This window comes from Pseudomonas sp. 50_B (genome assembly GCF_017491625.1).
Classification (GTDB): Bacteria; Pseudomonadota; Gammaproteobacteria; order Pseudomonadales; family Pseudomonadaceae; genus Aquipseudomonas; species Aquipseudomonas danubii.
Genome location: NZ_JAFGYX010000010.1, coordinates 111021 through 134875, shown reverse-complemented (window position 1 = coordinate 134875; position 23855 = coordinate 111021). Strand labels below are relative to the sequence as shown.

The following is a 23855-nucleotide window of genomic DNA, read 5'->3' as shown; positions in this document are numbered from 1 at the left end:
CTTGGTCGTCATAAGCTGTCGCGCCTCTGTAAATTATCCTCGTGGATCGGTAGACTCGACGGCTTTCCGTACAACCCCGTGGAGTGATGGCATGGCGGACGTAAACAAGGTCGTTCTGGCGTATTCGGGCGGCCTGGACACTTCGGTGATCCTCAAGTGGCTGCAGGATACTTACAACTGTGAAGTAGTGACTTTCACTGCTGACCTGGGCCAAGGCGAAGAGGTCGAGCCGGCCCGCGCCAAGGCGCAAGCCATGGGCGTCAAAGAGATCTACATCGACGATCTGCGCGAAGAGTTCGTGCGTGATTTCGTTTTCCCGATGTTCCGCGCCAACACCGTCTACGAAGGCGAGTACCTGCTGGGTACTTCCATCGCTCGTCCGTTGATCGCCAAGCGTTTGATCGAAATCGCCAACGAGACTGGCGCGGATGCCATTTCCCATGGCGCCACCGGCAAGGGCAACGATCAGGTGCGTTTCGAGCTGGGCGCCTATGCCCTCAAGCCAGGGGTCAAAGTGATCGCTCCTTGGCGTGAGTGGGACCTGCTGTCCCGCGAGAAACTGATGGACTACGCCGAGAAGCACGGTATCCCGATCGAGCGTCACGGCAAGAAGAAGTCGCCGTACTCGATGGATGCCAACCTGCTGCACATTTCCTATGAAGGCGGCGTGCTGGAAGACACCTGGACCGAGCACGAAGAAGACATGTGGCGCTGGACCGTCTCCCCGGAGAAGGCTCCTGACACCCCGCAATACCTGGAGCTGACCTACCGCAACGGTGACATCGTCGCCATCGACGGCGTGGAAATGACTCCGGCTACCGTGCTGGCGACCCTGAACCGCATCGGTGGTGAACACGGTATCGGTCGTCTGGACATCGTCGAGAACCGTTACGTGGGCATGAAGTCCCGTGGCTGCTACGAGACCCCGGGTGGCACCATCATGCTGCGCGCCCACCGCGCCATCGAGTCCATTACCCTGGACCGCGAAGTGGCTCACCTCAAAGACGAGTTGATGCCCAAGTACGCCAGCCTGATCTACACCGGCTACTGGTGGAGCCCTGAGCGTCTGATGCTGCAACAGATGATCGACGCCTCCCAGGTCCACGTGAACGGTGTAGTGCGCCTGAAGCTGTACAAGGGCAACGTGATCGTTACCGGCCGCAAGTCCGATGAGTCGCTGTTCGACGCCAACATCGCCACCTTCGAAGAAGACGGTGGTGCTTACAACCAGGCGGACGCAGCAGGCTTTATCAAGCTCAACGCATTGCGCATGCGCATCGCTGCAAACAAGGGCCGGACTCTGGTCTGATACCTTGAGTTGCTAAAAGAACCCCGCGATAAGCGGGGTTTTTTTTGCTTCTGATTAATGGTGCCTACGGGCAGAGGCTGAGTAGGGCAGTTGATTGAACGAAGAAGTGCTATTGAGTGCAGTTTGTTAATCACCCTCCCGCTGCTGAAAGTGCTGCCTGATGATGTGTCTTTTAGTACGAAAAGTAGCTGCTCTAGCGATTAATCTTAAGCGCTTTTCCAGTTAAGCGACCTTTATCTAAATTTTTTTGTAAGGTAAATCGGTATTGTTTGTAAGGATCGTCCTCGTAGGGTCGTAGCCCCTTGTAGCACGGTGTCAGAGTCAATTCTCTGGGGTATTGTGCGGGCTCTAAAAAACTCTAAGGACTTGGATGGACCTATGAAAAGAGTATTGATCGTGGATGATCATCCTGTTATTCGCCTGGCTGTGCGCATGTTGATGGAACGCCATGGTTTTGAAGTAGTAGCAGAAGCAGATAACGGCACGGATGCTTTAAAGTTGGCTCTTGAATATGTTCCCGATATTTTGATTTTGGATATTGGTATCCCACAACTTGATGGGCTTGAAGTTATAACCCGCCTGATGTCCAGAGGCATGCCGATCAAGATTCTAGTGTTGACTCTGCAAGTTCCCGGACCCTTTTCCATGCGTTGCATGCAGGCCGGGGCCGCCGGCTACGTGTGCAAGCAGCAGGACATTACCGAACTGATCAGCGCGGTGCGGGCGGTGCTGGCAGGTTACAGCTACTTTCCCAACGAGGCGTTGCACACCTTTCGTTCCAGTCAGGGCATCAGCAGCGAGGAAGAAATGATCGAGCTTCTTTCAGGGCGTGAGTTGATCGTATTGAAGCAGCTCACCAATGGCATGAGTAACAAGGAAATCGCCGAGGGCTTGTGTTTGAGCAACAAGACCGTCAGCACTTACAAGCGGCGGTTGTTGGCCAAGCTCAATGCTCGTTCATTGGTTGACCTGATCGAATTTGCCCAGCGCCATCAGTTGGTATGAGTGTGGGTGACTGAAGCGACAGCCTTGAATGGAGCAATCTGTTAATTAGGAACGGACCGGTCATGCCGAGGGGCTGACCGGTCGAGTTTCAGGGCGAGAGAGGCACAAAAAAACCTCCGTCTGGAGGTTCTTTTGTGACTAGAGGTCAAAGTCGTAATCGGCCAGTTGTTTCTGCAGCCGTCGTTCTTCCAGAAGATTGTCGATGGTTCTGCGCTTGCTCAGATTGGTTTTCGCCACCTCGACCACCGGTTCAGCATCGTCTGTGTCTGCTGCGATGAAGTCTTCTTCCACGTCCAGTTGTTCTTTGCCAGTGCTCATAAGGTCAACTCCAGGCTAAGACTGCCATTGGCGCTCCTTATATCGATATTCTCCTGGCGGGTAAAAAAGATTTTTTCAATCGACTCATCAACAAAATCAATGCTGCCTCAATCGTCAGAAGTCTTTTGCTTGTACTCGCACAGGTCTTCGATTCGACAGCTACCGCAACGTGGCTTACGGGCCAGGCAGACGTAGCGACCGTGAAGGATCAGCCAGTGATGGGAGTCCAGCAGAAACTCCTTGGGTACAAACTTCAGCAGTTTTTTTTCCACTTCCACTACATTCTTGCCCGGGGCCAGCCCGGTGCGGTTGCTGACCCGGAAGATGTGGGTGTCCACAGCCATGGTCAATTGCCGGAAAGCGGTGTTGAGGACCACGTTGGCGGTCTTGCGGCCGACGCCGGGCAAGGCTTCCAGCTCCTCCCGGGTCTGTGGCACTTCACTGTTGTGGCGTTCCACCAGCAGGCGGCAGGTCTCGATGACGTTCTTGGCCTTGCTGTTGTACAGGCCAATGGTCTTGATGTATTCGGACAGTCCCTCGACCCCCAGTGCATGGATAGCTGCCGGTGTATTGGCCACGGGGAAGAGTTTGGCGGTCGCCTTGTTGACCCCGACGTCGGTCGATTGCGCCGAAAGAATCACCGCGATCAGCAACTCGAACGGCGAGGAGTAGGCCAGTTCGGTTTTTGGTTCGGGGTTGTCTTCGTGAAGTCGGCGAAATATTTCCAGGCGTTTGGCGGCATTCATCGGTGGTTCATTTCCTCGAAGACGGTCGGTTGAAGGATGAAGAGGTGGTCCAGGCCCGCTTTGCCGCCAGCAGCAGGCCAAGCAGGATAAAACCCCCAGGGGCCAGAGTCAGCAGGCGCAATCCGCCTTGGGGCAGCAACACCCAACCGGCGCTATTACCGGGCAGGCCGGCGAGCCAGCCTAGATGGCTGCCCAGGGCGCCGGTGCCCAGCAATTCGCGCAGCGCGCCCACCAGCGCCAGCGCGCCACAGAAACCTGCAGTTAGGCGTAGCCGGTCGCGGTGCTGGAAGAAGCCCGCCTGTTCCAATATCACGCATTGCAGGGGCAGCAGGCCCAGGTACAGGCTCAACTGCTGGTGTAACTCATAACTCCAGGCTTGCACCGCCAGCCACAGCCAACTGCCGAGAGTGGCGGCGAGCAACAGGCTGGCCAGCCACTGCTGACGGCTTTGCAAATGTGGCCGCAGCAGGCCCATGCCGGCCCCGAAGGTCCCGATCAGCAGCGTGGACGCCAGAGCCAGGCCCAGGGCCTTGACCCAGGAATCCGTGGCCCCGATCAACGGCGTCAGCATCAGCAGGCCCGGCAATGACAGTGGCTTACTCATCGGCGGCTCCCGAAAGCAGTTGCTGACGATGCTCATCGAAGTAGCGCAGGGCATCGTGCAGGGCGCTGATCACCGCGCGGGAGGTGATGGTGGCGCCGGCGATCTGATCGAACTGGCCATTGTCCTTTTTCAGGGCCCAGGCAGCATCGTCCGGGGACGTGCGGGATGTGCCGGAAAACCCCTGCAGCCAGGCGTTGGGCTGTTCGGCGATGCGGCCTCCCAGGCCTGGGGTTTCATCCTGCTTGAGCGTCTTGCTGCCCAGCAGGCGGCCATGGCTGTCGATGGCGATCAGCAGCTCGATGGGGCCCGCGTAACCGTTCACTCGAGTGCGTAGCAGCACGGCACTGGGCTGACCCGCGCGGGTGGCCAGGTAGCCATCCAGCAAGCGGCTGTTGTCCAGTTGCACATCCCTCAAGGGCAGTGGCTGCTCCAGTGGCTGGTTGTCGTAGCTTGCTGCAGGCAGCAGGTCGAGTAACTTGCGGGCCTGCAACGCCCGTTGCTCGGCGGCGATGCGCGGTGCGCCAGCGTATTGCAGCCACAGGGTGGCGCCCACGCCGAGAACGCCGAGCAGCACCAGCAGGAGCAGACCTCGCGCGCTCTTCATGCTCAAGCTTTCTCCTGTTCCGAGAGGCACAGGCGTTCCAGCCCTGGTACCGCCAGATTCATCAGCAGTACGGCGAAGGCAACGCCGTCGGGGTAGCCGCCCCAGGTGCGGATCAGGTAGGTCAGCAGGCCGACGCCGACGCCGAACAGCAGCCTGGCTTTCGCTGCCTTGGGGCCGGACACCGGTTCGGTGACGATAAAGAATGCGCCCAGCATGCTGGCGCCGCTGAGCAGGTGAAACAGCGGTGAGCCATGGGAGTCGGAGCCCGAGCCGTTCCAGCACAGCAGGCTGATGACAAAGAGGCTGCCCAGCATGCCCACGGGCGCCTGCCAACTGATGACCCGTTGCTGCAGCAGAAACAGCCCCCCGGCAAGAAACCCCAGGCTGATCCATTCGGCGCCATGGCCGCCGAAGTGACCGAAAGCGCGGTTGCCGGCAAAGAGTTCGTCGAGGGTCAGGCTCTTGTTGATCCGCAAGCTGTCCAGTGCCGTGGCTTGAGCCCAGGCGTCCGCATGCAGGCCGTCCGCGACACCGAATACCTGTTGCAGGCCGCCGAGCAAGTCCATGGCGTGGGGCGCAGGCCAATGGGTCATCGACTGGGGAAAACACAACAAGGCCAGGGCGTAGCCGAGCATGGCCGGATTGAACGGGTTCTGGCCCACACCGCCGTACAAGTGCTTGCCCAGGACAATGGCGGCGGCGGCCGCGCTCAGCGGCAGCCACCAGGGGCAGTAAGCTGGCAAGGCCAGGGCCAGTAGCGTGGCGCTGACCAAGGCACTGCCATCGCCTAGGTTGGGCGGCAGTGGGCGTCTTCTGAGGTACAGGACCAGGGCTTCCATGGCCAGGGCGCCGCTGACGGTCAGCAGCAGATTGAGCAGCACGCCCCATCCGTACAGCCACAGCATCACCAACAGGCCCGGCAGCGTGGCCAGCAGCACTCGCTGCATGGCCTGGCGCAGGCGTTGGTCGACGCCGTCAGCTATCAGCATGGGCCTTCACCTGGCGTTCGGCCTCGTGCAAGCGTGCCTGGGCCTGGGCCAGCTGTTCTGCTCGGGTGTCGGGCTGGCGCTGTAGTTTGTTCAGATCGGCGCGGGCGTAGGCCAGTTCGGTTTTCAATTGCCGCAGCTGTGGATCGATCGGGCGTTTTTCGATGCGAGTCAGTGTCGGCGCCGGTTTCGCACTGGCGTCCTCGGCCGCATGCAGGGCCTGTTCGGCCGCCGCCAGGGCTGCGCTCAGGGTTTCCAGTTCAGCACTGGACGCTTCAGCCGCCTGAGCTTTCTTCAGTTCGGCGCGGCGCGTCGCCAACTGGATCTTCGCGCGCTTGAGCTCAGCATCCTTGGCCTCTGGCGGCGGAGCAGGGGGCGCCTGGGACTCCAGCTGGGCCAAGGCCTGCTCGGCGGTTTCGAACTGACGCTGCAGGACGATCAATTGCATTTGCTGCTCGAAGGTCGGCGGATGGCCGAAAGCCTTGAGCGACTTGTGCAACTGGGCCCGGCTCATGGCCAGCTCGATCTTGGCTTTTTTCAGTGCTGCATCGGCCGCCGCGGCCTTCTGCGCACGGACCCGTTCGATGGCGGCCTGCACCGGGTTCTGGCTGTTGTCAGTGGTTTGCGCGGCTCGTTGTGCGCGGGCCTGGCGCTCGGCCAGGCGCCGGGCTTCTTCCCGTTGCAAGCGTTCGTTGCGTTGTTCGAAGCGTCGTCGCGCCTGCTCGCGCTTGCGGCTGCGGGCTTGCAGCTGCTCGGGGCTGGTGGCCTGGCCGCCGACGATCGGTACCACCTTGGTCTCGGGCAGCGGCAGCATATCGATACAGTCCACCGGACAGGGCGCCACGCACAGGTCGCAGCCGGTGCACTCGTCGACCAGCACGGTATGCATCAATTTGGCCGCGCCGACGATGGCGTCCACTGGACAGGCCTGGATGCATTTGGTGCAGCCGATGCATTCTGCCTCGCGAATATAAGCGATCTGGGCCGGAGCTTCGCCGCGGCTGCGATCCAGCTCCAGCACCGGTAGCTGCAGGAGTTGCGCCAGGCCGGCGATGGTTTCCTCGCCGCCGGGTGGACACTTGTTGATGGCCTCGCCGTTGGCGATGCCCTGGGCGTAGGGTTTGCATCCGGGGTGGCCGCACTTGCCGCACTGGGTCTGGGGCAGGAGGGCATCGATGCGTTGAATCAGACTCATGTTTTGATCAGTCCGTTGAAGCCGAAAAACGCTACTGCCAGCAGGCCGGCGCTGATCAGGTCGATCGGCAGGCCGCGCCAGGGCAGGGGAATATCGTTGTTGGAGATACGCTGGCGCAGATCGCTGAACAGGCTCAGTACCAGCCAGAAGCCCATTCCGGCCCCCAGGCTCATGGCGCTGAGGGTCGCCAGCCCGAGGTTTTCCCCAGTGGCGATCAGCAGCAGGCCGAGCGCACTGGCATTGCCCAGCAGTAGCGGCCAAAGGCCGTCGAATGGAACATTGGGCAAGGCCCGGGATAGCAACCGCAATAGCGGTTTGATCAGCAGCACGCTCAGGGGCAGCCAGAGAAACAACTGCAAGGATTCCAGTCCCCAAGGCAGCAGCGCGCCACGATAAAGGACATGGCCGAGCACGCAACTGACCAGCATCAGGACCGTGGTCGCCAGGCCCAGCGCGTGAATCCGCTGCCGAGTGCTATCGGCTGGGGCCTGCAGCAGCGGATCGACGCCCAGCGGCCACTGCAACACGAAGTTGTTGATCAGGGCGGTGCTGACAAGGGCGAGGAGGAAGTGGGTCATGGTTGGGCCGGTACGGGCAGGCGGTCTCTCAAGAGTAGGCAAACTCCGGCGCGGGCGCAGGGCCGCCAGATATGCAAATCCCCCCGTTGCGCCGGGCACAACGGGGGGACGGGGTCCAGCCTGCAGCCTTACTTGATCCGCTGGCCCGGCTTGGCGCCGCTGTCCGGGCTCAGCAGGTAGATTTCTTCACCGCCAGGGCCGGCGGCCATCACCATGCCCTCGGAGATGCCGAATTTCATTTTCCGCGGCTTGAGGTTGGCGATCATCATGGTCAGGCGACCATCGAGCTTGGACGGATCCGGGTAGGCGCTCTTGATTCCGGAGAACACGTTGCGCTGCTCGTCACCGATATCCAGGGTCAGGCGCAGCAGCTTGTCGGCACCTTCCACGGCTTCGGCCTTGACGATCAAGGCGACGCGCAGGTCGATGGCGGCGAAGGTGTCGAAGTCGATTTCCGGCGACAGCGGATCCTTGGCCAGTTCGCCGTTGCCTGCTGGCGCGGCTGCGCCGGTGTCGGTCTGGCTGGCGGTCAGGTCTTCTTTCGAGGCGTCGGTCATGGCTTGTACTTTTACCGGGTCGATCCGCGTCATCAGCGGCTTGAATTCGTTGAGTTGATGGTTGGCCAGCAGGTGCAGGTGATCGTTCCAGGTCAGCGGTGCAACGTTGAGGAACGCCTCGGCATCGGCGGCCAGCAGCGGCAGCACCGGCTTGAGGAAAATCACCAGCTGGCGGAACAGGTTGATACCGGTGGCGCAGATGGCCTGCACCTCGGCTTGCTTGCCTTCCTGCTTGTTCAGCGACCATGGGGCCTTGTCGGCGATCCAGGCGTTGGCGCGGTCGGCCAGGGCCATGATTTCGCGCATGGCACGGGCAAAGTCGCGGGCTTCATAGGCGTCGGCGATGCTTGGCGCGGCAGCCAGGAAGGCCTCGGTCAGCTCGGGAGCGGCATTGCTGTCGACCATCAGCCCGGCATTGCCCTTGTGGATGAAGCCGGCGCAACGGCTGGCGATGTTCACCACCTTGCCCACCAGGTCGGAGTTGACCTTCTGTACGAAGTCTTCGAGGTTCAGGTCCAGGTCGTCGACACCACGGCCCAGCTTGGAGGCGTAGTAGTAGCGCAGGTATTCCGGCGACAGGTGCTCCAGGTAGGTGCGGGCCTTGATGAAGGTGCCCCGGGACTTGGACATCTTCTGGCCATTGACCGTCAGGTAGCCGTGGACGTTGATGCCGCTCGGCTTGCGGTAGCCGGCGCCTTCGAGCATGGCGGGCCAGAACAGGGCGTGGAAGTTGACGATGTCCTTGCCGATGAAGTGGTACAGCTCGGCGGTGGAGTCTTTGCCCCAGAACGCGTCGAAATCCAGCTCAGGACGACGGGCGCAGAGGTTCTTGAAGCTGGCCATGTAGCCGATTGGCGCGTCCAGCCACACGTAGAAGTACTTGCCCGGCTCGTCCGGGATCTCGAAGCCGAAGTACGGCGCGTCGCGGGAGATGTCCCACTGCTGCAGGCCGGCATCCAGCCATTCGGCGATCTTGTTGGCCACGGCGTCTTGCAGGGTGCCGCTGCGGGTCCAGCTTTGCAGCATCTGCTGGAAGTCCGGCAGCTTGAAGAAGAAGTGCTGGGAATCCTTGAGCACCGGGGTGGCGCCGGAGATCGCCGACTTTGGATCTTTCAGGTCGGTCGGGGCGTAGGTGGCGCCGCATTTTTCGCAGTTGTCGCCGTACTGGTCCTCAGTGCCGCACTTCGGGCAGGTGCCCTTGATGAAGCGGTCGGCCAGGAACATTTTCTTTTCCGGGTCGAAATACTGCGTGATGGAGCGCGTGGCGATGTGCCCGGCGTCCCGCAGCTTGAGGTAGATCTGGCTCGACAGCTCACGGTTTTCCTCAGCGTGGGTCGAGTGGAAGTTGTCGAAGTCCACCAGGAAGTCGGCAAAGTCGGCGCTGTGTTCGGCCTGGACGTTGGCGATCAGTTGCTCCGGGGTGATGCCTTCCTTTTCCGCGCGCAGCATGATGGCCGAGCCGTGTGCGTCGTCGGCGCAAACATAGATGCATTGGTTGCCGCGATGCTTCTGGAAGCGCACCCACATGTCGGTCTGGATGTACTCAAGCATGTGGCCAAGGTGGATGGAACCATTGGCATAGGGCAGGGCGCTGGTGACGAGGATCTTGCGTGGCTCGGACATGGGGCTCGGCTACTTGATGAAACGGAGGTCGGCCACTATAAAGCGCCAGCGCGGATTTTTCACCCTTCCGGGTACATTGTGCACAGCAAGCTTTCTCGCCACGAAGGAGTCGGCGGCGTAGGATAGCCGCCTGATTTTTCAGTCTTGTTATCGGAGTTGCCCATGAGCGCCGTCAATCGCGCAGCGGTGGAAGCCGTCCTTCGCCAATACACCGACCCTTACCTGAACCAGGACCCGGTCAGCGCCGGCTGCGTGCGCGACATCGACGTCCAGGGCGACCGGGTCACGGTCCGCATGGAACTGGGTTATGCCGCCGGCCTGTTCAAGAGCGGCTGGGCGCAGATGCTGCAACTGGCCATCGAGGGCCTGGACGGTGTGAGCTCGGCCAAGGTCGAGATCACCAGCGTGATCGCCGCGCACAAGGCCCAGGCGCAGATCCCGGGCCTGGCCAACGTCAAGAACGTGGTGGCGGTGGCGTCCGGCAAGGGCGGCGTGGGCAAGTCCACCACCGCGGCCAACCTGGCCCTGGCCCTGGCCCGGGAAGGCGCCAAGGTGGGGATTCTCGACGCTGATATCTATGGTCCGAGCCAGGGCATCATGTTCGGCATTGCCGAAGGCACCCGGCCGAAGATCAAGGACCAGAAGTGGTTCGTGCCCATCGAGTCCCATGGGGTCGAGGTCATGTCCATGGCTTTCCTCACCGACGACAACACGCCGATGGTCTGGCGCGGCCCGATGGTCTCCGGCGCCTTGCTGCAACTGGTGACCCAGACCGACTGGGGCAATCTCGATTACCTGGTGATCGACATGCCGCCGGGCACTGGCGATATCCAACTGACCCTGGCGCAGAAAGTCCCGGTGGCCGGTGCCGTGATCGTCACCACGCCGCAGGACCTGGCGTTGCTGGATGCGCGCAAGGGCGTGGAGATGTTCCGCAAGGTCAACATCCCGGTGCTGGGCGTGGTGGAGAACATGGCGGTGCACATCTGCTCGAACTGTGGCCATGCCGAGCATCTGTTTGGCGAAGGCGGTGGCGAAAAGCTGGCCAGTCAGTACGATGTTGAACTGCTGGCTTCGTTGCCGTTGTCGATGCTGATCCGCGAACAGGCCGATGGTGGCAAGCCGACGGTGATCGCCGAGCCTGAAAGCCAGATCGCCATGGTCTATCAGGAACTGGCGCGGCATGTCGGCGCGCGCATCGTGTTGCAGGAAGCCGCGGCGCCGGCGATGCCCAGCATCACTGTCAGCGATGACTGAATCGCCGCGCTTCTTATAGGTGCCGGCACCCCCCAAGAAAAAGCCCGATGTGCAAACATCGGGCTTTTTCTTGGGGGCTCAGACTCGCAGGCCGCCGTCCATTTCCAGGATGCGTCCGGTGTAATAGTCGTTCTCGAAGATGTACGCCGCCGAGTGGGCGATCTCTTCCGGCTTGCCCATGCGCTTTAGGGGAATCCCCGAGGTCATCTTCTCGAGGGCTTCAGGCTTCATGCCCAAGGTCATCTCGGTTTCGATAAAGCCCGGGGCAATACCGGCCACGCGGATGCCATAGCGCGCCAGTTCCTTGGCCCAGGTCACGGTGGCCGCAGCGACCCCGGCCTTGGCCGCGGAATAGTTGGTCTGGCCGATATTGCCAGCGCGCGAGATTGACGAGATGTTGATGATCGCGCCGCTGTTGTTCAGCTCGATCATTTTTGCCGCCACTTCACGGGTGCAGAGGAATACCCCGGTCAGGTTGACGTCGATCACTGCCTGCCACTGGGCCAGGCTCATCTTGGTCATTTCGCCGTCCTTGACCTTGACCAGCAGGCCGTCGCGCAGGATCCCGGCATTGTTGATCAGGCCGTGGATGGCGCCGAAGTCCTCGGCGACCTGGGCCACCATATGGTTGACCTGTTCTTCATTGGCGACGTTGCACAGATAGGCTCGGGCTTCTACGCCATGGGCCTTGCAGGCCGCGACCGCCTGGTCGAGTTTTTCCTGGTTCAGGTCCACCAGGGCCAGCCGTGCGCCCTTGGCGGCGAAATACTCGGCCATGGAGCGGCCCAGACCTTGGCAACCGCCGGTGATAATGATTACTTTGTCAGTGAGTTGCATTCGCATGTCCCGCTAGCAGGTCTTGAGGGGTGGTCCTTTTGGGGGAACCTCGGCTGGCGGCCGGACCTGGCCTGGCTGCAGAAGAGAATTGCCCCGTTGGCGTAGCTGGAACAATGCTCCAGGCGCCCGTCCGTTTTCGACGGATTCTAAAGAAGGAGTCATAAAGTGAGCGTTGAAGCTGCCAAGAATGCACGAGAATTGCTGCTCAAGGAATACCGCGGCGTGTTGTCGACGCACTCCAAGGCCATGCCGGGTTTTCCCTTTGGGTCCGTAGTGCCTTATTGCCTGGATGCCGAGGGGCGACCGCTGATTCTTATCAGCCGCATTGCCCAGCACACCCACAATCTGCAGAAGGATTCCAAGTGTTCGCTGCTGGTGGGCGAGCGCGATGCCGACGACGTGCAAGCAGTGGGGCGCCTGACCTACCTGGCCGAAGCTGAGAAGCTTGAGGACCAGGACGCCATCGAGGCCGCCGCCGAGCGCTACTACCGCTATTTCCCTGAATCCCAGAACTACCATAAGGCCCATGACTTCGATTTCTGGGTGCTCAAGCCCGTGCGTCACCGCTATATCGGCGGTTTCGGCGCCATTCACTGGGTGGATCAAGTGGCCCTGGCCAACCCGTTCGCCGGCAAGGCCGAGCTGAGCATGGTGGAACATATGAACAGCGACCACGCCAAAGCTATTGCCCACTATGTGGAGTTGGCCGGACTGCCGCACAGCGAGCCCGCGCAACTGGCCGGAATCGACAGTGAAGGCATGCACCTGCGCATTGGCCAGGCTCTTTACTGGCTGCCATTTCCAAGCCTTTGCAACACGCCGACACAAGTGCGCGAAGCCCTGGTTTTTCTGGCCCACGCCGATCAATGGCCGAAAAATCCGGCACCGGGTGCTTGAATTCACGAATTGGCGACGTCATTTACGGTCTACTGGAAGGCATTCTTCCGCAGAGGAAACCATTTGATGCGCCCTTTTCTGTTGCTCTTTTTACTGTTCCCGGTGCTGGAGCTGTTCGTCTTCGTCAAGGTCAGCGCGGCCATCGGGTTTTTCCCGGCACTGCTGCTGATCATTCTCGGTTCGATGCTCGGTGTGCTGGTGTTGCGCGTGGCCGGTCTGGCCACGGCACTGCGTGCTCGTGAAAGCCTCAATCGCGGCGAGCTGCCGGCTCAGCAGATGCTCGAAGGGCTGATGCTGGCCCTGGGTGGCGGCCTGCTGATCCTGCCGGGGTTCATCAGCGATGTATTCGGCCTGCTGATGCTGCTCCCTATCAGTCGTCGTCTGCTGGCCAATAAAATGCGCCAGCGTGCCGAGGAGCAGGCCCTGCGCCAACGCGCCTTTGCCGATGACATGCGTGCGGCCCGTGGCGGCCCGGCGCCGCAACAGCCGTTGGGCCGTGAGCCCAATGTCATTGAAGGTGAGTTCGAGCACCGAGATTCTTGATAACTGGCCTCAAACACACGGCACCTTCGGGTGCCGTGTTCGTTTTAACCCGGGTGATGTAAAAAATTTCATCAGCCAGCCCTTGTAATAACCTTATGCGCCCTTATGTAACGGTCACCGCAAGGTTTCTGGTGCTGACACCAGACAGACTTCCGCGGCTCGCTCGCGAGCCGCACCCGGCAAAGCCGGATTTGCTAACCCGCCGGTATCGACACCGGCCGTTGAAAACCACAATTAGGAGAGATCGACAATGAAGCTTCGTCCTCTGCATGACCGCGTCGTCATCCGTCGCAGCGAAGAAGAATCGAAAACTGCTGGCGGCATCGTTCTGCCTGGTTCGGCTGCTGAAAAACCTAACCGTGGCGAAATCGTCGCTGTAGGTACCGGCCGTGTGCTGGACAACGGTGAAGTACGTGCGCTGGCCGTGAAAGTGGGTGACAAAGTGGTGTTTGGCCCGTACTCCGGCAGCAACACCGTGAAAGTCGATGGCGAAGATCTGCTGGTAATGGCTGAGAACGAGATTCTCGCCGTTATCGAAGGCTGATTTCCCACGTATTTCCCCGCTACTACACAGTATTTAAGGAATATCGATCATGGCTGCTAAAGAAGTTAAATTCGGCGATTCCGCCCGCAAGAAAATGCTCACTGGTGTCAACGTTCTGGCTGACGCAGTAAAAGCGACCCTGGGCCCGAAAGGCCGTAACGTGATCATCGAGAAGAGCTTCGGCGCTCCGACCATCACCAAGGACGGCGTTTCCGTAGCCAAAGAAATCGAGCTGAAAGATCGCTTCGAAAACATGGGCGCGCAGCTGGTCAAAGACGTTGCCTCCCGTGCCAACGATGACGCTGGCGACGGCACCACCACCGCCACCGTTCTGGCTCAGTCGATTGTCAACGAAGGCCTGAAAGCCGTCGCTGCCGGCATGAACCCGATGGACCTGAAGCGCGGTATCGACAAGGCCACCATCGCCATCGTCAAAGAGCTGAAAGGTCTGTCCAAGCCATGCGCTGACTCCAAAGCCATCGCTCAGGTCGGCACCATCTCCGCCAACTCCGACAACTCCATCGGCGACATCATTGCCGAAGCCATGGAAAAAGTCGGTAAAGAAGGCGTGATCACCGTTGAAGAAGGCTCGGGCCTGGAAAACGAACTGTCGGTTGTAGAAGGCATGCAGTTCGACCGTGGCTACCTGTCGCCTTACTTCATCAACAAGCCGGACACCATGGTCGCCGAACTCGACGGCCCGCTGATCCTGCTGGTGGACAAGAAGATCTCCAACATCCGCGAAATGCTGCCAGTGCTGGAAGCCGTTGCCAAAGCCGGCCGCCCACTGCTGATCGTGGCTGAAGACGTTGAAGGCGAAGCCCTGGCGACTCTGGTTGTGAACAACATGCGTGGCATCGTCAAAGTCGCTGCCGTCAAGGCACCGGGCTTCGGCGACCGTCGCAAGGCCATGCTGCAGGACATCGCCGTTCTGACCGGCGGTACCGTGATCTCCGAAGAGATCGGCCTGAGCCTGGAAAGCACCACCCTGGAGCACCTGGGTAACGCCAAGCGCGTGATCCTGTCCAAAGAAAACACCACCATCATCGACGGTGCTGGCGTTGAAGCGGACATCCAGGCTCGTGTGACCCAGATCCGTCAACAAGTGGCCGACACTTCGTCCGACTACGACCGTGAAAAACTGCAAGAGCGTCTGGCCAAGCTGTCCGGCGGCGTTGCAGTGATCAAGGTTGGCGCTGGCTCCGAAGTTGAAATGAAAGAGAAGAAAGCCCGCGTTGAAGACGCCCTGCACGCGACCCGTGCAGCCGTCGAAGAAGGCGTGGTACCTGGCGGTGGCGTAGCCCTGATCCGTGCTCTGCAAGGCATCAAGGACCTCAAAGGCGACAACGCCGATCAGGACGTGGGTATCGCTGTTCTGCGTCGCGCTATCGAAGCCCCACTGCGTCAGATCGTTGCCAACTCCGGCGACGAGCCAAGCGTGGTGGTGGACAAGGTCAAGCAGGGCGCTGGTAACTTCGGTTACAACGCTGCCACCAGCGAATACGGCGACATGATCGAAATGGGCATCCTGGACCCAACCAAGGTGACCCGTTCCGCGCTGCAAGCTGCATCGTCCATCGGCGGTCTGATCCTGACCACCGAAGCCGCTGTTGCTGAAATCGTGGAAGACAAGCCGGCCGCTGGCGGTATGCCAGACATGGGCGGCATGGGTGGCATGGGCGGCATGATGTAAGCCAGCCTTACCCCCGCACTGAAAAAGCCCCGCCGGTGAAAACCGGCGGGGCTTTTTTGCGCCTGAAATTGAGGGGCGCCTGTCGGTGCCGCCTCTGGCATGGACTGAGAATGGCCAGGCCCTTGCTGTCGAACAGTCCCAGGTGTTGGTGGTTGCCCACCAGGACCGCAGTGGCCGTGGGGTGTCTTGCAACAGCTCCAGGACGCTCGATTCGTCGTTCAGGTTCAACAACCCAACAGCGCTGGCACGGCGAACATCCATTGAGTTCTGGCCAATGAAACGCATTGGCTCTTTCTGCTCGGCGGGCAAGCCAGGAAGTGCTGTTCCTGTCTGTTTCTTGTCGGCAAACGGTCGGCAGTCTGGGCTTGCCCCTGTAGTCAGGTTGTGAGCCAGCGGTGAAAAATTTGTTAAGCCATTGAAGGGGGCAAAAGTGCCCCAGGACCGGTCAGACAAGGCTGGCGGCGAGTCGGACTTGGCCTTAAGCTGCGCGAGCCAAGACGGCCCTAACTGTGTGCGGAGAGAGTGCCGATGCGAATTCTACTGGTCGAAGACAACCGCGATATTCTCGCCAACCTGGCGGATTACTTGGGACTCAAGGGCTATACCGTGGACTGCGCCCAGGATGGTCTGTCGGGGTTGCACCTGGCTGCCACCGAGCATTACGACCTGATCGTGCTCGACATCATGCTGCCAGGGATCGACGGCTACACCCTGTGCAAGCGCCTGCGCGAAGATGCCCGGCGCGATACCCCAGTGATCATGCTCACGGCCCGCGACCAGTTGGATGACCGGCTTCAGGGCTTCAAGTCCGGGGCCGACGACTATCTGCTCAAGCCATTTGCCCTGTCCGAACTGGCCGCGAGGATCGAGGCGGTGATGCGCCGTGCCCAGGGCGGTGGTCGTCGAGCGCTGCAGGTCGGTGACCTCAGTTATGACCTCGATACCCTGGAAGTCACCCGCGAAGGGCGTCTGCTCAAGCTCAACCCGGTGGGCCTCAAGCTGCTGGCAGTGTTGATGCAGAAGAGCCCCCATGTGTTGCGCCGGGAAATCCTCGAAGAGGCCCTGTGGGGCGATGACTGTCCGGACAGTGACAGCCTGCGCAGCCATGTCCACCAACTGCGCCAGGTGATCGACAAGCCGTTCGCCAAGCCGTTGCTGCACACCGTGCACGGTGTCGGCTATCGGTTGGCCGAGGGCCGTGATGGAGTTTAAGCAGAGCCTTGCCCAGCGCATCATCATCGCCTTTGCTTTGATGAGCGCACTGGTGGCGGGGGCTTTCGCCATGGGCATCGTGGCGACCGTGCATCTGGTGGAGGAGAAACTCATCTCCGCCGGCCTTGGCGGCGATCTGCAACGCCTGTTGCTGATGGATAACGTTGCCGACTGGAATCACCGCCCCGAGCCCGACCAGCTGTTCTACTACAGTGGCGGGCGCGGCGACTTCGAGTTGCCCAAGGACCTGAGGCATCTGGACCCGGGCTTCCATGAAGTGTTTCGCGAGCAGCTGTCCTATCACGCCATGGTTGAAGTGGTGGATGGCCGGCGTTATGTGCTGCTGCAGGATCAGAGTGATTTCGAAGAGCGCGAGCGGGTGCTGTTCGCGGTGGTGCTGGTGGGCTTTGTCCTCAGCCTGGCGCTGGCGGTGTTCCTGGGTTGGGTCTTGGCGCGTAGGGTGATGGCACCGGTGGTTCGTCTGGCTCGCCAGGTCCGTCACCGCGATCAATTGCTGGGCCTGGCCCCGCCCCTGGCGCCGGATTATGCGGCGGATGAGGTGGGCGAGTTGGCGATCGCCTTCGATGCGACGCTGGGACGTCTGCGCCAGGCTTTGAGCCGTGAGCGCCTGTTCACCAGTGATGTCAGCCATGAACTGCGCACGCCGCTGATGGTCCTGGCCACGTCCTGCGAGCTGCTCCTGGAAAACCCTGGGCTTGATCCCCGTGGACGATCCCAGGTCGAACGTATTGCCCGGGCCTGCGAAGAAATGCGTGAGCTGGTGCAGACGTTCCTGATGCTGGCCCGGGCCCAGCGGGAAGATGCCAGTATGTCGCCGCAGCTGACGTTGACCCAGGTGGCCAATGACCTGATCGGAGTGTGGCGCGAATCCATCGAAGCCAAGGGTATCGAGCTGATCTTCGAGCCGGGGCAACCGGGTGAAACTCGCTACAACGCCACCTTCCTGCATGCGGTGATGGGCAACCTGTTGCGCAATGCCTTGCACTACACCGAACAGGGATTCATTCGTTTGAGCCTGGTGGCGGATGGATTTGTCGTCGAGGACAGCGGCGTGGGCATTCCCGAGGAAAAACGCGAGGCGATGTTCCAGCCCTTTGTCCGTGGCGATGAAAAACGCGGTGAGGGCCTGGGGCTGGGCTTGTCCCTGGTCCAGCGCATCTGCGAGAACCAGGGCTGGAGCGTCACTCTCAGTACCATGACCCCCAATGGCTGTCGTTTTCACGTTCAGCTCCCCCCTTCCAAGGCTTGAATGCTCTTGCCAGGCCCTGTTTTGCAGGGCCACTCGCTTGTCGATTTTTCTTCTGAAGTGGCCCCAGGCCATTGCCTGCTGCCTGTAAAACTCTGAAATATTTCATCGTTGGACGGTACGAAGTTTTCACAAGGGGATGACCTGTCGCTGACACGTCGCTGCCTAAGGTGGCGCCATCAGTTGCAGGAGACTTTGATGATGGCGACACCGATCAAGCTGGAATTTTCCGACAAGTACGATGCCCAACATGCGCAGCAATACCTGCTCAAGCACCAGCAAGGACTGGCGCGACAGTTGTCCCACAAGCGTGATGAACAATTGGCTCGCGCTGCGCTGGCCCTGGCGGGAGAGCCGGGCCTGGTGCTGGACCTGCCCTGTGGCGCGGGCCGTTTCTGGCCGCTGCTGACCGAAAAGGCCAATCGAGTCATTGTTGGCGCTGACAATTCAGCGGCTATGCTCAGCACCGCTACGGTGGCGCAACCGGCCGACGTGGTGAAACGGGTACGAGCCTTGCAGACGTCAGCGTTTGCCATCGATTTACCGGACAACGCTGTGGACTGCATTTTTTCCATGCGGTTGCTGCACCACATCGGCGAGGTCGAGCATCGGATGGCGCTGCTACGGGAGTTTCAGCGGGTCACCCGTGACAGCGTGATTATCTCGCTATGGGTCGATGGCAATTTCAAGGCCTGGAAGCGCAAGCGTATGGAGCGCAAGCGGCTGTCCGAAGGTGGGCAGGAGGGTTACCAGAATCGTTTCGTGTTACCGGCGGCTACGGTCGAAGAAGAGTTCAGGCAAGCCGGTTTTCGTGTCCAGGAGCATCTGGACTTCTTTCCGCTCTACGCCATGTGGCGAGTCTACGTATTACGCAAGAGGTAAGAGGATGGCTGTTGAATGTGCTTCGGAAATGGATGCCGTGCCCACAGATTGCTTCGAATACTTCTGGGACCAACAAGGTGAATGGGTCGAGCAACCCAATAAGCGTCGAGGCGGTGAGAGCGGCGTGCAGCGCCTGATCAGCGGCGGTCGTCTGCTCTATGCCAAGCGACAGATCGGGCATATTCATCGCAGTTTTCTGCATCCTTTTGGTCGTCCGACCGTCCTGCGTGAGCGTGATGCCCTGCAAAGCCTGCGTTCGCTGGATATAGAGGTGCCGGAACTGGTGTTCTGCGGCGCCCGGCGCGGCCCCGAGCACCAGTGGCAGGCCCTGCTGGTGACCGCTGCGCTCGACGGCTTCGTGGAAATCGATAACTGGTATGCCGCAGGTGAGCGTGAACGCCACGGCGAAGTTTTGCACGAACGAGTGTTGCAGACACTGGCGCAGACGCTGGCGCGCATGCACAAGGGCCGTTGGCAGCATGGCTGCCTGTATTCCAAACATGTTTTCGTGCGAGTAGATGGCGAAGGCGAGCAGGCCCAGGTGAGGATTGCATTGCTGGATTTCGAGAAGTGCCGCCAGCGCCTGAGCAGCCGCCGGGCCGCGGCCCACGACCTCAAGCAACTGCGCCGCCATTCGTCGTGGAATGACACCGACTGGCAAAAGCTCTACTACCTTTATAGAACGGTGTTTGGCAGCCCCATCAAAGGTTTATAGCTATGAAGCTAGAAATTGCACGAGGTTTGTTCCTGGCAGGAGCCTTGGCAGTTGCTTCCTTGGCCATGGTTGTCTGGGAGCAGCCGCGAACGCAGGTTCTCAGCGCCGCTCAGGGTGAACATTGCCCATTGCCACGGGTGGCCAAGAGCTCGGTGGCGGTCAAGCCGGATCATGAACTGCTGCTGTTCATGTTCGGCATGAGCCAGGCGTTGAAGCCACAGAGTTGAAGATCTGAAACTGCCACCTGAAGGCCTCGCATTGCGAGGCCTTTTGTTTGTCCCCGGCTCAGGCGTCCGGCTTGGCCAGCAGGGTGTAGATGCAGGGGAGGACGAAGAGGGTGAACAGGGTGCCGATGGACATGCCTGTGGCAATCACCGTGCCGATATCGAAGCGGCTGACTGCTCCGGCACCGCTGGCCAGGATCAGTGGCACCATGCCGAACACCATCGCCGCTGTGGTCATCAGCACTGGGCGCAGGCGAATGGACGCGGCTTGCTCCACCGCCTGTCGGGCGCTGAGTCCCTGGTCCCGGCGCAGTTGGTTGGCGAATTCGACGATCAGGATCCCATGCTTGCTGATCAGGCCGATCAGCGTCACCAGGCCGACCTGGGTGTAGATGTTCATGCTCGACCAGCCGAGAAACAGCGGGATCAGGGCGCCGCAGATCGATAGCGGCACGGTCACCAGAATCACCACCGGGTCGCGGAAGCTTTCGAACTGCGCCGCCAGTACCAGGAAAATGATCGCCAGGGCCAGGCCGAAGGTGACCCAGAGCGCGCTGCCTTCCTGGACGTACTGGCGGGCAGCGCTGGCATAGTCGAACGCATAGCCGGCGGGGGCCTCCTGCGTGGCGATCTGGCGCATGGTGTCGATGGCTTCGCCCATGCTGACCACGGGCACACCGGAAATGGTCGCGGCATTGAGTTGCTGGAACTGGTTCAACTGCCGAGGGCGGGCGCGGTCGCTGACTTTGATCAGGGTCGACAGCGGCAAGGCCTCCCCCTTGCTGTTCTTCACGTAGTAGTTGTTCAGCCAGTCAGGGTTGTCCCGATAGGCGCGCTCCACTTGGGCGATCACTTTATAGCTGCGGCCGTCGATGGTGAAACGGTTGATTTCCGCCTCGCCGAGCAAGGTCGCCAGCGTACCCCCCAGGTCCTGCATGGTAACGCCCATCTGCGCCGCCTTGGCCCGATCGATGTCGACCACTACCTCGGGCTTGTCGAAGGCCAGGTCAATGTCGACAAAGGCGAACTTCCCCGACTCCATGGCGCGTTTCTTTACCCGGTTGGCCACCTCCAACAGGGACTCGTAATCGTTGGGGGTGTTGATCACGAAGGCAAAGGGCAGGCCCTCGCCGGTGCCGGGCAAGGCTGGCAGGTTGAAACCGAAGACTTGCAGGCCGGCAATGCCTGCCAGTTTCTCCTGGACCTGAGGCAGGATTTGCATCTGGGTCTGTTGGCGCTGGTTCCAGGGCTTGAGCAGGAAGCCGCCGATCCCTGACTGCACTCCGTTGAAACCGTTGATCTGGAATGAGGAGTAGTACTCGGGGAACTCCTTGAAGATCGCCAGGAACTCATCGGTGTAGGCATTGAGGTACTCCAGGTTGGCCGGTTGCGGCGCCGTGGCCAGCATGAAAACGATGCCCTGGTCTTCGTCCGGTGCCAGCTCCGCCTTGGTGAACTTGAGCAGCAGGGGAATCAGACACAGCACGATCAGTGCGAACACCAGTACGACGGGGCGGGTATCAAGGGTGCCGTGGAGCAGGCGCTGGTAGCGCTGCTTCAGGCTGTCGAAAATCCGGTCCAGGCGATGGGACAGGCCGCTGGGGTTTTCCTCGCGGCGCAGCAACAGTGCACACATCATCGGTGACAGGGTCAGGGCGACGATCCCGGAAATCACCACGGCCCCGGCCAGCGTCAGGGCGAACTCCTTGAACAGGGCCCCGGTGAGTCCCTGGAGAAAACCAATGGGGGCGTAAACCGCCGCCAGAGTGATGGTCATCGATACCACCGGCATGGCGATTTCCCGCGCTCCTTCGATGGCCGCGTCCAGGGGGGACTTGCCCTCTTCGATGTGCCGATGGATGTTCTCCACCACCACGATGGCGTCGTCCACCACCAGGCCAATGGCCAGGACCATGGCCAGCAAGGTCAGCAGGTTGATCGAGTAGCCCATCAACTGCATGAAGAACATCACGCCGATCATCGACAGTGGAATGGTCACCACCGGGATCACCACCGAACGCAAGGCGCCAAGAAACAGGAACACCACCACAATCACGATCAATACTGCCTCGAACAGGGTCTTGAGCACCTCGTCGATGGAGGCCTGGATAAACAGCGTGGCGTCATAGGCAATGTCTAACTTGAGGGTCGGGGGTAGTTGCGCTTCCAGTTCCGGGAGCAGCTTGCGCACCTCCTTGATCACGTCCAGAGGGTTGGCTCCGGGGGTGGCCTTGATGCCGATGTAGACCGAAGGGACGCCGCCGAAGGAGCTGATGGCGTTGTAGTTTTCCGCCCCCATTTCCACCCGCGCCACATCCTTGAGCAGGACCCGGCTGTCGCCATCGGTTTTCAACGGGATAGCGGCGAACGCCTCGGCGGATTTCAGTTCGGTGTTGGCATTGATACTGGTGACGACGTACTCGCCCTTGACCTCGCCGGCGGCGGACAGAAAGTTGTATTGGCGCACGGCATTGCTCACGTCGCTGGCCGCCAGGCCATAGGCCGCCAGCTTCACCGGGTCCAGCCACAGGCGCATGGCGAACACCTGGTTACCGAGGATCTCCGCCTCGGCCATGCCCGGCAGGGTCGCCAGCTTGGGTTGGATCACGCGCGACAGGTAGTCGGTGATCTGTGGGTTGTTCAGTTGCGGGCTGGAGAAGCTGATGTACATCAGCACCGAGGCGTCGGCTGCTTCTTTGCTCAACACCGGGTCTTCGGCTTGCTGGGGCAGCTTGTTCTTGACCTCGTTGGCCTTGGCCAGCAGTTCGGTGAACAGGCGGTCGCTGTTGGAGCCGATCCGGGCGTAGATCGAGATCACCGAGAAGTTCTGCCGGCTCACCGAGGTCATGTAGTCGATGCCTTCGGCGCTAGCCAGGCTCTGCTGCATGGGTTGGGTGATATAGCCCTGGATGGTTTCGGCATTGGCCCCGGGGTAGGCGGTGGTCACCGTGATCAGGGCGTTCTCCATCTGCGGGTACTGGCGCAAGGGCAGCTTGCTCCAGGCCTGGAACCCCAACAGCACAATCAGCAGGCTGACCACGGTCGCGAGCACCGGGCGGCGAATGAACGGATCGGTAAAGGCCATGGGGATTCCTTGATCAGTCGGCGCGGGGCTGGCTGTTCGGCTGTTCCGGTTGCAGCTTGTCCGGAGTGATGCTGATGTCGGCGCCGTTATCCAGTTTGATCTGACCGGCACTGACCACCTGTTCGCCCTTTTTCACGCCCTTGTTGATCATCACCAGGCCGCCGCGATGCTCGCCCGTGTCGACGAAGCGCCGCTCGGCGACCAGCAGCGGCTGGCCCTTGGGGTCTTTCTCCAGGCTGCCGTCGGCGGCTTTCTTTTGCGTTACCACATACACCGAGTTGCCGTAGAGGGTGTAGGTGAGGGTGCTTTCAGGTACCACGACCTTGAGCTGCGGATCGGGGAGCAATACTTGCAGGTCGGCGAACATGCCTGGCAGCAAGCGGCCTCCGGGGTTGGCCAGGGTGGCGCGTACCAGCACGTTGCGGGTGCTGTTCTCGACCTTGGGGTTGATGGCGCTGATGCTGCCGGGGAACGACTCTCCGGGGAACGCCGCAACGCTGAGTTCCACGGTCTGTCCCAGGCGGATCTTGGGCACCGATTGTTCCGGGATGTAGAAGTCCACGTACAGGCTGCTCAGGTCCTGCAGGGTGGCGATCACCGTACCGCTGGCCAGGAAGTCGCCGATATCCACCTGGCGGATGCCGATCGTGCCGGCAAAGGGGGCGAGAATGCGTTTCTTGGCCAGGGCGGCCTTGAGCTGGTTGACCGTGGCCTTGTTTTTTTGCAGCTGTGCCGAGAGTCGGTCGTACTCGCCCTTGGAAATCGCCTGGCTGCCCACCAGTTGGCTGCCGCGTCCGAAATCCAGCTGGGCCAGGCCGAGGTCGGCCTGGGCGGTTTCCAGCAGGGCGCTTTCCACCGCGCTGTCCAGGGTCAGCAACGGCTGGCCGGCCTTGACCTGCTGCCCGGATTCGAACTGCAGGTCCTTGACCGTACCGGCGACTTCCAGGCTGAGGTTGACCCCTTGCAGGGCCTTGAGGCTGCCGACACTGGGCAGCCGGCTTTGCCAGGGGCGCTCGTCGGCGGTAATCACCGCCACGCTGATGGGCGGCTTGGGGGCCGAGTAGACCTGGACCATCTTGTAGATCGAAAACGCCTTGTAGCCGGCCAGCAACAGCACGACCAACAGGACCACACCCAGCATGATCAGCATGCGGCGACGCAGCATATTCCGCTT

General features: G+C 60.8%; 23 protein-coding genes. 12 read left to right on the top strand and 11 right to left on the bottom strand.

The features are described from left to right. Window positions 1-91: 91 nt before the first annotated feature. Together J5M73_RS16160 and J5M73_RS16155 are read left to right on the top strand one after the other, a co-directional pair. Window positions 92-1309 carry an argininosuccinate synthase gene (locus J5M73_RS16160; protein ID WP_102860485.1) on the top strand — a complete coding sequence of 406 codons (1218 nt, stop codon included), beginning with the start codon at window positions 92-94 and terminating at the stop codon, window positions 1307-1309. Window positions 1310-1687: 378 nt separating this feature from the next. After that, a complete protein-coding gene (locus tag J5M73_RS16155) occupies window positions 1688-2314 on the top strand; it encodes a response regulator transcription factor (protein WP_102860486.1) in 627 nt (208 codons plus the stop codon). A 138-nt stretch (window positions 2315-2452) separates the two neighbouring features. Here the strand turns inward: J5M73_RS16155 and J5M73_RS16150 are convergent, their stop codons facing one another. From J5M73_RS16150 to metG, 8 genes are all read right to left on the bottom strand, one after another. After that, window positions 2453-2632, bottom strand: a complete 180-nt coding sequence (locus J5M73_RS16150; protein WP_102860487.1) for a hypothetical protein — start codon at window positions 2630-2632, stop codon at window positions 2453-2455. A gap of 107 nt (window positions 2633-2739) precedes the next feature. Then, the gene (gene nth / locus J5M73_RS16145; RefSeq protein WP_060840796.1) at window positions 2740-3378 is read right to left on the bottom strand and encodes an endonuclease III; all 639 of its coding nucleotides are present in this window, start codon (window positions 3376-3378) and stop codon (window positions 2740-2742) included. A gap of 7 nt (window positions 3379-3385) precedes the next feature. Next, window positions 3386-3982: an Rnf-Nqr domain containing protein gene (locus tag J5M73_RS16140; protein ID WP_102860488.1), complete on the bottom strand. Its 597-nt coding sequence runs from the start codon at window positions 3980-3982 to the stop codon at window positions 3386-3388. Next, window positions 3975-4586 carry an RnfABCDGE type electron transport complex subunit G gene (locus J5M73_RS16135; RefSeq protein ID WP_102860489.1) on the bottom strand — a complete coding sequence of 204 codons (612 nt, stop codon included), beginning with the start codon at window positions 4584-4586 and terminating at the stop codon, window positions 3975-3977. The genes J5M73_RS16140 and J5M73_RS16135 overlap by 8 nt, the downstream gene beginning before the upstream one ends. A 2-nt stretch (window positions 4587-4588) precedes the next feature. Further along, the gene (locus J5M73_RS16130; RefSeq protein ID WP_207815873.1) at window positions 4589-5575 is read right to left on the bottom strand and encodes an RnfABCDGE type electron transport complex subunit D; all 987 of its coding nucleotides are present in this window, start codon (window positions 5573-5575) and stop codon (window positions 4589-4591) included. Next, on the bottom strand, window positions 5562-6767 hold the full coding sequence (rsxB, locus tag J5M73_RS16125; RefSeq protein ID WP_207815867.1) for an electron transport complex subunit RsxB: 1206 nt from the start codon (window positions 6765-6767) through the stop codon (window positions 5562-5564). Before rsxB ends, J5M73_RS16130 begins: the two co-directional genes overlap by 14 nt. After that, window positions 6764-7345, bottom strand: a complete 582-nt coding sequence (locus J5M73_RS16120) for an Rnf-Nqr domain containing protein (protein WP_207815865.1) — start codon at window positions 7343-7345, stop codon at window positions 6764-6766. The genes rsxB and J5M73_RS16120 overlap by 4 nt, the downstream gene beginning before the upstream one ends. A gap of 128 nt (window positions 7346-7473) precedes the next feature. Then, on the bottom strand, window positions 7474-9525 hold the full coding sequence (gene metG, locus J5M73_RS16115; RefSeq protein WP_115580784.1) for a methionine--tRNA ligase: 2052 nt from the start codon (window positions 9523-9525) through the stop codon (window positions 7474-7476). 162 nt (window positions 9526-9687) lie between these two features. Here metG and apbC point away from each other — a divergent pair, with 162 nt between their 5' ends. After that, window positions 9688-10782, top strand: coding sequence for an iron-sulfur cluster carrier protein ApbC (gene apbC / locus J5M73_RS16110; RefSeq protein ID WP_047305860.1), 1095 nt, complete (start codon window positions 9688-9690; stop codon window positions 10780-10782). A 78-nt stretch (window positions 10783-10860) separates the two neighbouring features. On the opposite strand, the gene J5M73_RS16105 is transcribed toward apbC, so the two are convergent. After that, window positions 10861-11619: an SDR family oxidoreductase gene (locus tag J5M73_RS16105; RefSeq protein WP_102860494.1), complete on the bottom strand. Its 759-nt coding sequence runs from the start codon at window positions 11617-11619 to the stop codon at window positions 10861-10863. Window positions 11620-11784: 165 nt separating this feature from the next. Between J5M73_RS16105 and J5M73_RS16100 the strand changes: the two genes are divergently transcribed. From J5M73_RS16100 to J5M73_RS16060, 9 genes are all read left to right on the top strand, one after another. Beyond that, on the top strand, window positions 11785-12516 hold the full coding sequence (locus tag J5M73_RS16100; RefSeq protein WP_102860495.1) for a HugZ family protein: 732 nt from the start codon (window positions 11785-11787) through the stop codon (window positions 12514-12516). Between the two features lie 66 nt (window positions 12517-12582). Continuing rightward, the gene (locus J5M73_RS16095; RefSeq protein WP_011063094.1) at window positions 12583-13059 is read left to right on the top strand and encodes an FxsA family protein; all 477 of its coding nucleotides are present in this window, start codon (window positions 12583-12585) and stop codon (window positions 13057-13059) included. Between the two features lie 250 nt (window positions 13060-13309). Beyond that, complete coding sequence (locus tag J5M73_RS16090; protein ID WP_011063093.1) at window positions 13310-13603, top strand: co-chaperone GroES; 294 nt, start codon at window positions 13310-13312, stop codon at window positions 13601-13603. 49 nt (window positions 13604-13652) lie between these two features. After that, complete coding sequence (groL, locus tag J5M73_RS16085) at window positions 13653-15296, top strand: chaperonin GroEL (RefSeq protein ID WP_047288866.1); 1644 nt, start codon at window positions 13653-13655, stop codon at window positions 15294-15296. 528 nt (window positions 15297-15824) lie between these two features. Beyond that, complete coding sequence (gene colR, locus J5M73_RS16080) at window positions 15825-16508, top strand: two-component system response regulator ColR (protein WP_102860496.1); 684 nt, start codon at window positions 15825-15827, stop codon at window positions 16506-16508. Then, complete coding sequence (locus J5M73_RS16075) at window positions 16498-17778, top strand: HAMP domain-containing sensor histidine kinase (RefSeq protein ID WP_115580782.1); 1281 nt, start codon at window positions 16498-16500, stop codon at window positions 17776-17778. The genes colR and J5M73_RS16075 overlap by 11 nt, the downstream gene beginning before the upstream one ends. 198 nt (window positions 17779-17976) lie before the next feature. Continuing rightward, window positions 17977-18657, top strand: coding sequence for a class I SAM-dependent methyltransferase (locus tag J5M73_RS16070; RefSeq protein ID WP_102860994.1), 681 nt, complete (start codon window positions 17977-17979; stop codon window positions 18655-18657). A 4-nt stretch (window positions 18658-18661) separates the two neighbouring features. Next, window positions 18662-19372 (top strand): lipopolysaccharide kinase InaA family protein, encoded by a 711-nt coding sequence (locus J5M73_RS16065; RefSeq protein WP_102860498.1) that lies wholly within the window; start codon window positions 18662-18664, stop codon window positions 19370-19372. A 2-nt stretch (window positions 19373-19374) separates the two neighbouring features. After that, window positions 19375-19599 (top strand): hypothetical protein, encoded by a 225-nt coding sequence (locus tag J5M73_RS16060; RefSeq protein WP_102860499.1) that lies wholly within the window; start codon window positions 19375-19377, stop codon window positions 19597-19599. 58 nt (window positions 19600-19657) lie between these two features. Here J5M73_RS16060 and J5M73_RS16055 read toward each other — a convergent pair whose 3' ends face one another. Beyond that, window positions 19658-22681: a multidrug efflux RND transporter permease subunit gene (locus J5M73_RS16055; RefSeq protein ID WP_102860500.1), complete on the bottom strand. Its 3024-nt coding sequence runs from the start codon at window positions 22679-22681 to the stop codon at window positions 19658-19660. 13 nt (window positions 22682-22694) lie between these two features. Next, on the bottom strand, window positions 22695-23846 hold the full coding sequence (locus tag J5M73_RS16050; RefSeq protein WP_102860501.1) for an efflux RND transporter periplasmic adaptor subunit: 1152 nt from the start codon (window positions 23844-23846) through the stop codon (window positions 22695-22697). Window positions 23847-23855 lie beyond the last annotated feature (9 nt).

Excerpts from the sequence above, each read along its gene's own strand:
- nth (WP_060840796.1), bottom strand. The coding sequence starts at position 3,378 with ATGAATGCCGCCAAACGCCTGGAAATATTTCGCCGACTTCACGAAGAC.
- J5M73_RS16060 (WP_102860499.1), top strand. The coding sequence starts at position 19,375 with ATGAAGCTAGAAATTGCACGAGGTTTGTTCCTGGCAGGAGCCTTGGCA.
- J5M73_RS16070 (WP_102860994.1), top strand. The coding sequence starts at position 17,977 with ATGGCGACACCGATCAAGCTGGAATTTTCCGACAAGTACGATGCCCAA.
- J5M73_RS16135 (WP_102860489.1), bottom strand. The coding sequence starts at position 4,586 with ATGAAGAGCGCGCGAGGTCTGCTCCTGCTGGTGCTGCTCGGCGTTCTC.
- metG (WP_115580784.1), bottom strand. The coding sequence starts at position 9,525 with ATGTCCGAGCCACGCAAGATCCTCGTCACCAGCGCCCTGCCCTATGCC.
- J5M73_RS16050 (WP_102860501.1), bottom strand. The coding sequence starts at position 23,846 with ATGCTGCGTCGCCGCATGCTGATCATGCTGGGTGTGGTCCTGTTGGTC.
- J5M73_RS16155 (WP_102860486.1), top strand. The coding sequence starts at position 1,688 with ATGAAAAGAGTATTGATCGTGGATGATCATCCTGTTATTCGCCTGGCT.
- J5M73_RS16105 (WP_102860494.1), bottom strand. The coding sequence starts at position 11,619 with ATGCAACTCACTGACAAAGTAATCATTATCACCGGCGGTTGCCAAGGT.
- J5M73_RS16095 (WP_011063094.1), top strand. The coding sequence starts at position 12,583 with ATGCGCCCTTTTCTGTTGCTCTTTTTACTGTTCCCGGTGCTGGAGCTG.
- J5M73_RS16160 (WP_102860485.1), top strand. The coding sequence starts at position 92 with ATGGCGGACGTAAACAAGGTCGTTCTGGCGTATTCGGGCGGCCTGGAC.
- J5M73_RS16090 (WP_011063093.1), top strand. The coding sequence starts at position 13,310 with ATGAAGCTTCGTCCTCTGCATGACCGCGTCGTCATCCGTCGCAGCGAA.
- J5M73_RS16150 (WP_102860487.1), bottom strand. The coding sequence starts at position 2,632 with ATGAGCACTGGCAAAGAACAACTGGACGTGGAAGAAGACTTCATCGCA.
- rsxB (WP_207815867.1), bottom strand. The coding sequence starts at position 6,767 with ATGAGTCTGATTCAACGCATCGATGCCCTCCTGCCCCAGACCCAGTGC.
- groL (WP_047288866.1), top strand. The coding sequence starts at position 13,653 with ATGGCTGCTAAAGAAGTTAAATTCGGCGATTCCGCCCGCAAGAAAATG.
- J5M73_RS16140 (WP_102860488.1), bottom strand. The coding sequence starts at position 3,982 with ATGAGTAAGCCACTGTCATTGCCGGGCCTGCTGATGCTGACGCCGTTG.
- J5M73_RS16120 (WP_207815865.1), bottom strand. The coding sequence starts at position 7,345 with ATGACCCACTTCCTCCTCGCCCTTGTCAGCACCGCCCTGATCAACAAC.
- colR (WP_102860496.1), top strand. The coding sequence starts at position 15,825 with ATGCGAATTCTACTGGTCGAAGACAACCGCGATATTCTCGCCAACCTG.
- J5M73_RS16065 (WP_102860498.1), top strand. The coding sequence starts at position 18,662 with ATGGCTGTTGAATGTGCTTCGGAAATGGATGCCGTGCCCACAGATTGC.
- J5M73_RS16130 (WP_207815873.1), bottom strand. The coding sequence starts at position 5,575 with ATGCTGATAGCTGACGGCGTCGACCAACGCCTGCGCCAGGCCATGCAG.
- apbC (WP_047305860.1), top strand. The coding sequence starts at position 9,688 with ATGAGCGCCGTCAATCGCGCAGCGGTGGAAGCCGTCCTTCGCCAATAC.
- J5M73_RS16075 (WP_115580782.1), top strand. The coding sequence starts at position 16,498 with ATGGAGTTTAAGCAGAGCCTTGCCCAGCGCATCATCATCGCCTTTGCT.
- J5M73_RS16055 (WP_102860500.1), bottom strand. The coding sequence starts at position 22,681 with ATGGCCTTTACCGATCCGTTCATTCGCCGCCCGGTGCTCGCGACCGTG.